Origin of the sequence: Phormidium pseudopriestleyi FRX01 (genome assembly GCF_017313335.1) — a bacterium.
Lineage (GTDB): Bacteria > Cyanobacteriota > Cyanobacteriia > Cyanobacteriales > Laspinemataceae > Laspinema > Laspinema pseudopriestleyi.
Map to the genome: position 1 here is coordinate 1 of NZ_JAFLQW010000172.1, position 5,621 is coordinate 5,621.

General features: G+C 48.7%; 3 protein-coding genes. 1 reads left to right on the forward strand and 2 read right to left on the reverse strand.

All coding sequences use genetic code 11. The annotated features are described in order from the left end of the window. Nucleotides 1–430: 430 nt before the first annotated feature. Together J0895_RS06285 and J0895_RS06290 are read right to left on the reverse strand one after the other, a co-directional pair. Entirely contained in the window at nucleotides 431–973 is a 543-nt protein-coding gene (locus J0895_RS06285) for a hypothetical protein (RefSeq protein WP_207087257.1), read from the reverse strand. A gap of 82 nt (nucleotides 974–1,055) precedes the next feature. Further along, a complete protein-coding gene (locus J0895_RS06290) occupies nucleotides 1,056–2,480 on the reverse strand; it encodes a serine/threonine protein kinase (RefSeq protein ID WP_207087258.1) in 1,425 nt (474 codons plus the stop codon). A gap of 777 nt (nucleotides 2,481–3,257) precedes the next feature. Between J0895_RS06290 and ppsA the strand changes: the two genes are divergently transcribed. Continuing rightward, on the forward strand, nucleotides 3,258–5,621 hold a 2,364-nt coding region (gene ppsA / locus J0895_RS06295; RefSeq protein ID WP_207087259.1), incomplete at its 3' end, for a phosphoenolpyruvate synthase.

A 5,621-nucleotide genomic window follows, 5' to 3' on the forward strand; every position in this document is an offset into this window, starting at 1 on the left:
AACAACAACGTCACAGGGCGGAGTCAGCAGAAGCACGTCTGCGGGAATTGGAGGCTCGTTTGCGGGAACTAGAGGGCGATCGCCGTCCTGAAGGGTAAGATAATCTGGTTCTGGACGGTGCAACGGTTTCGCCTCTGTGAACTGTTCTGAGGGTTAGGGGCGGATCCGAGGAGTTTGCCCGGGTTGGAGAGGGCGAGGAATCGGGGAGAGTTAGCTAGATCACCCCACAAGCCCTAACTTTAGCCGGCTAAAATCACGGCAAGTGAGGCAAAATAGCTAACTCTGATTAGCCATTGTAGCGCAAATTTGTGAAAAACTTGTGAGCCCGGGGAAAAATATACCAGGAGGGTATAGAGTCAACTCTCGCCTATTTCCCTGTACCAACCTGCCGCTATTCTCCCTAAAATCCGTGCAGGTCATAGAATGATTCTTAACCTAAATGGGGTGCATATTTTTTCACCAGGCTTTCTAAATCTTCCCCCTCATCTAAATCAATCCAATCGTCAACTGAGCCGCGAAAGCACCACCGTTGTACCCCGAAACTCTTCGAGTTTTTTCTTTTAAGAAATCGCATCATGGGGCCATAAGTGAGAAGAGACTCCAGCCGATTTGAATCCACCTCTTGACCTCGTAATGAGCTTAAGATTTCCGACAGCTTTTCGACATCTTGATCCGCAAGATAGATGACTAGACTTTTGTCTTTAACATCGATGATAAAGTTCTTAACTTTACTGTATTTTTTAATCCCCTGATCCACAATTTCCAATTCGCGATCGCTAAACACCTTGGGCAGTATTTTCCGCAAATAGACTTGACAATTGGGATTTTCATAAATTTCAAATCCCTCGGAAATTGAATCGATTAAATTTCCCTCGGTTTTTAGGGAAAAATAATACTTAGGCTTGCCGGTTTTAGTTGTGCCTTGGTGCAGAATGTAGGTTTGGCTTCGCCGATTGGTATATTGAAGTGCCATATTTAGACTCTGAACAGGAAACGATTAATGGATGATTCTATCACTGATTACTGATGGGAGTCGGGGTATTTCGATGGTCTTCCTATTCCCCATCCAACCAGTTCTCGATTTCTTCCGCTAACCAGGTACACTCTTCCTCGGTGAGTTTTCGTCCGGTGTTTCCAAAGGCATATTGTTGATAATAACCGGGTCGGGGTCCGGCGGTGAGGGCGACTCCCATGACAAATTTTTTATTGTCGTAGAAGATAGAAGCGGTTTGAATCTGGGCGGTGACGCCGAGTTGACGGCGATAGGTAAATCCTAGTCGCTTTTGCTGGATCTCAAAGGTGTTGCGATCGCGTTCTATACAGACGATGGTTCGCTCAAAATATTCGCTCAAACAGGCAACCATCCCCAGGGGAATTAAAATCGGCAGGATGACGGTTGCCACTTGGAGGACTAATGACAACAGGGACAAGGAACCAATGCCGATTAACAGATACACTAACACCTGGGCAATGATATCTGAAGTGCTGAGATTATCTCGCAAGGAGGCGATCGTGCGTTCGATCAGGTTTAACCCCCGTTGCCACAGGTTTAAGCTCCAGGTGAGGACTTTTAAGCCCGGTTCGGGGAGGATGATTTCTAGTTTTTGGGGGGTTTTGCGGAGTTGAACCGGGGTGATGTCCGGTTGATAAAAGGGGGCGTTTTCGGTGGAGAGGGTGGCGACTCCGTTGAGGGCGGCGATCGCCTCGGTTGCGGTGGGATAGCGATTATCCACCTGGGTTTGTGTGAGGGTTTGTAACCAACTGATTAAATACGGGCTGAATTTGGGACTGAGGCGATCGCCAAATTCCAGTTGCAAGTTCTTTTGCAATAAGTCGGCAGGGGGTACGCCGGTGAGGAGGTGAACCAAGGTGGCACCGAGGGCATATAAATCCGATGCCGGGACCGTCTGTCCCCCAAATTGTTCTAACGGAGTATAGCCATAAGTGCCAACTACGGTAAAGCTGCGTCCGGGGGTGAGGATATTCCGGTCCTGGGCGGCCCCGAAATCCACTAAATAAATTTCGTTGTCTTCTCCTAATATAATATTGCTCGGTTTAATATCCCGGTGGAGTACGGGAGGATTTAACTCATGGAGATAACATAAGATATTCAACAGGGCCGTAGCTATCTGCTCACCTTCCTCCTCGGTAAACCGCCTGCCGCGATCGAGCCAGTCCTGAAGGGATACACCAGGGATATACTCCTGAACTAACCCAGACCACAGAGTCCCATCATCGATCGCAAAATAATCCCGATAGCGAGGAATACGCGGGTGGGCTAAATTTTGGAGGACCTTCGCCTCCCGTTCAAACAGCTTAAGATTTTCCCAAGCTTTCGCACCTCCCCAGACGAGCAACTTCACCACCACGAGTTCCTCCGTGGTCAAATCCACCGCTAACCAGGTCTCCCGGGTCGGGTTATCATTTAGCTGCTGTTGCAGTTGATACCGTTCTTGTAATACCGCCCCTATTTCCGGCATATTGTCACAATCCAACCTGGACTAACTTGATTGTTCCCCTCTCTAGGGTAGCAATTCTTGCTCCCTGATGGAAGGGGTTCGGGGTTGAGGAGCTTTTCCATCAGGGATTTTCCGGGATGCGGGATAGCTCTCCTGGGGTCAAGGGTTAACCTTCCCCTGGAGACTCCCCGGAAAACCGCCTCAATGAGGCCCATTAAAGCAATCAGGGCAGTTGAGGCGGTTTTCCGGGGTGGATGAGACATTAAATAGAGAGAATCGGAGGGTTGAAGGGCAGCGTTGTGGAGCGAAAAGGGCGATAAAAGCCAGTTTAGTGAGGAAGGGGGAACAGAAGTCAAGTGATTAGGATAACATTTGGTCTGATTAATCCTGGAAAATTCCCCCGGATTTTCCCGGGAAGCCGAGGTTCTCACAATAGGGAAATCCCCGGAGGTTGACGGCGTAGGGATTCCACTGTCGGATCAATTTGACCCCTTCAGGAGGAAGGGGACTCCTTAACATCAAGAAATAAACAACCCCTGGGATGTTAAAGCAATCTAAATATTCTTTTAACAAAGTTGCTGCTCTTGGCGGGAGAGAATAAGGTAGAATAATTCAAATCAGCTAAAAAGCTAAGAAATCAAGAGCAAAATCCAATTGTCATAAAACGTTCAAAAAAAGATTTTAAAACTTGTCGAATTTTGAAAATCTGATGTATGATTTACATGGAAAGTGAAAAACAAAGAAGTTTAACTTTCTAACACGCTTAAAGACCAGCATCAGGTAACAGGAGTAGGATATATGGTTTCTACAGCTCCAGAAAAAAAATCAGCCAAAGGTTCCAAAGAAACACAGTTTGTACTTGTTTTTGAAGAAGTCGGTTTAGCAGATTTAGGCTTAGTGGGGGGGAAAAACTCCTCATTAGGGGAAATGATCCAAGAGCTTAAATCGAAGGGAGTCAACGTCCCCACCGGCTTTGCCACCACTGCTCATGCCTATCGGTACTTTATCGAGAAAGCGGGGTTAGAGCAGAAATTACGGACCTTGTTTGCGGATCTGGATCTCAACGACGTCAACAATCTGCGGGAGCGGGGCAAGCAAGCGAGGGCAATGGTGATGAATACGCCATTTCCGAAAGAATTAGACGATGCGATCGCAGCGGCTTACCTGAAATTGTGCGAAAGCTATGGTTCGAATACTGAATTCTGCAAACGCTTTGGTCCAGAGTATCAAGAAGTGTGCGAAAAATTCAGCAGCGATCTGGATGTAGCCGTTCGTTCTAGCGCTACTGCCGAAGACTTACCTGATGCGAGTTTTGCCGGACAACAGGAAACCTACCTGAACGTCCACGGCGTCAAAGGTGTGCTGGAATCGTGTCATAAGTGCTTCGCGTCCTTATTTACCGATCGCGCCATCTCCTATCGCCATCAATATGCCTCCAAGCGTCCCGACTTTGACGAATTCAGCGTCGCGCTTTCTGTAGGTGTCCAAAAAATGGTTCGTTCTGACTTAGCCAGTTCCGGCGTCATGTTCTCCATCGACACGGAAACCGGCTTCAAGAATGCCGCCTTAGTCACCGCCGCTTATGGTTTAGGGGAAAACGTCGTCCAAGGTGCCGTCAACCCTGACGAATACTTTGTCTTCAAACCGACCCTCAAAGAAGGCAAACGCCCAATCCTCGAAAAACGCCTGGGCAGTAAAGAAATCAAAATGGTGTATGACGTAGGCGGGTCGAAACTGACGAAAAACGTCCCAGTTTCCATCCCTGAACGCGATCAATACTGTATCAATGATGATGAAATTCTCACCTTAGCGAAATGGGCTTGCATCATCGAAGACCACTACAGCGAATCCCGGGGCAAATATACCCCGATGGACATTGAGTGGGCCAAAGATGGGATTACTGGCGAACTCTTCATCGTGCAAGCACGTCCAGAAACCGTCCAATCCCAAAAAGCCGGAAACATCATCCGCAACTTCAAACTCCAAGGCACCAGTGACGTTGTGATTCGGGGTCGTGCCGTCGGCGAAATGATCGGCCAAGGTAAAGCTCGTGTCATCTTAGATGTGCACAATCTCGACTTGTTCAAACAGGGTGAAGTCTTAGTCACCAACAAGACGGACCCGGATTGGGAACCGATCATGAAAAAAGCGAGTGCGATCGTCACCAACCAAGGGGGACGGACTTGCCACGCTGCGATTATTGCCCGGGAAATGGGGATTCCAGCCATCGTCGGTTGCGGAACCGCCACCAAAGACATCAAGAGTGGTCAAGAGGTCACCGTATCCTGTTCTGAAGGGGAAGAAGGCAAAGTTTACGAGGGTTTAGTTCCCTTCGAGATTCTGGAAACGGCGATCGACAACCTGCCAAGTACCAAGACTAAAATATTGATGAACGTCGGCAACCCAGAAGAAGCCTTCGGTTTATCTTCTATCCCCTGCGATGGCGTTGGTTTAGCCCGGTTTGAGTTCATCATCGCCAACCACATCAAAGCTCACCCCTTGGCCTTGATTCACTTCGACACCCTCGAAGATCAAGCCGTCAAGAAAGAAATTGCTGAACTGACGAAACAGTATTCGCACAAACCGGACTTCTTCGTAGACAAACTGGCTCATGGGATTGGCACGATCGCCGCTGCCTTCTATCCCAAGCCCGTGGTTGTCCGGATGTCTGACTTCAAGAGCAACGAATATGCCAACCTCTTAGGCGGTAAGCAATTCGAGCCGCAAGAAGAAAACCCCATGATCGGCTGGCGGGGTGCTTCTCGTTACTACGACCCCAACTATACCGAAGCCTACGGGTTAGAGTGCGTCGCCCTCAAACGGGTCCGGGACGACATGGGTTTGACCAACGTCATTCCGATGATTCCCTTCTGCCGCACCCCAGACGAAGGTCGCAAAGTGATAGAGACGATGGAAAAATATGGTCTCAAACGCGGCGAAAATGGACTGCAAGTCTATGTGATGTGCGAAATCCCCAGTAACGTCATTCTGGCGGAACAATTCGCCGAAGTCTTCGACGGCTTCTCCATCGGTTCCAATGACTTGACCCAGCTCACTTTGGGTCTGGACCGTGACTCTTCCTTAGTGGCTCACATCTTTGATGAACGCAACCAAGCGGTTAAAGATATGGTGGCAATGGTCATCAAAACCGCTAAGAAAACC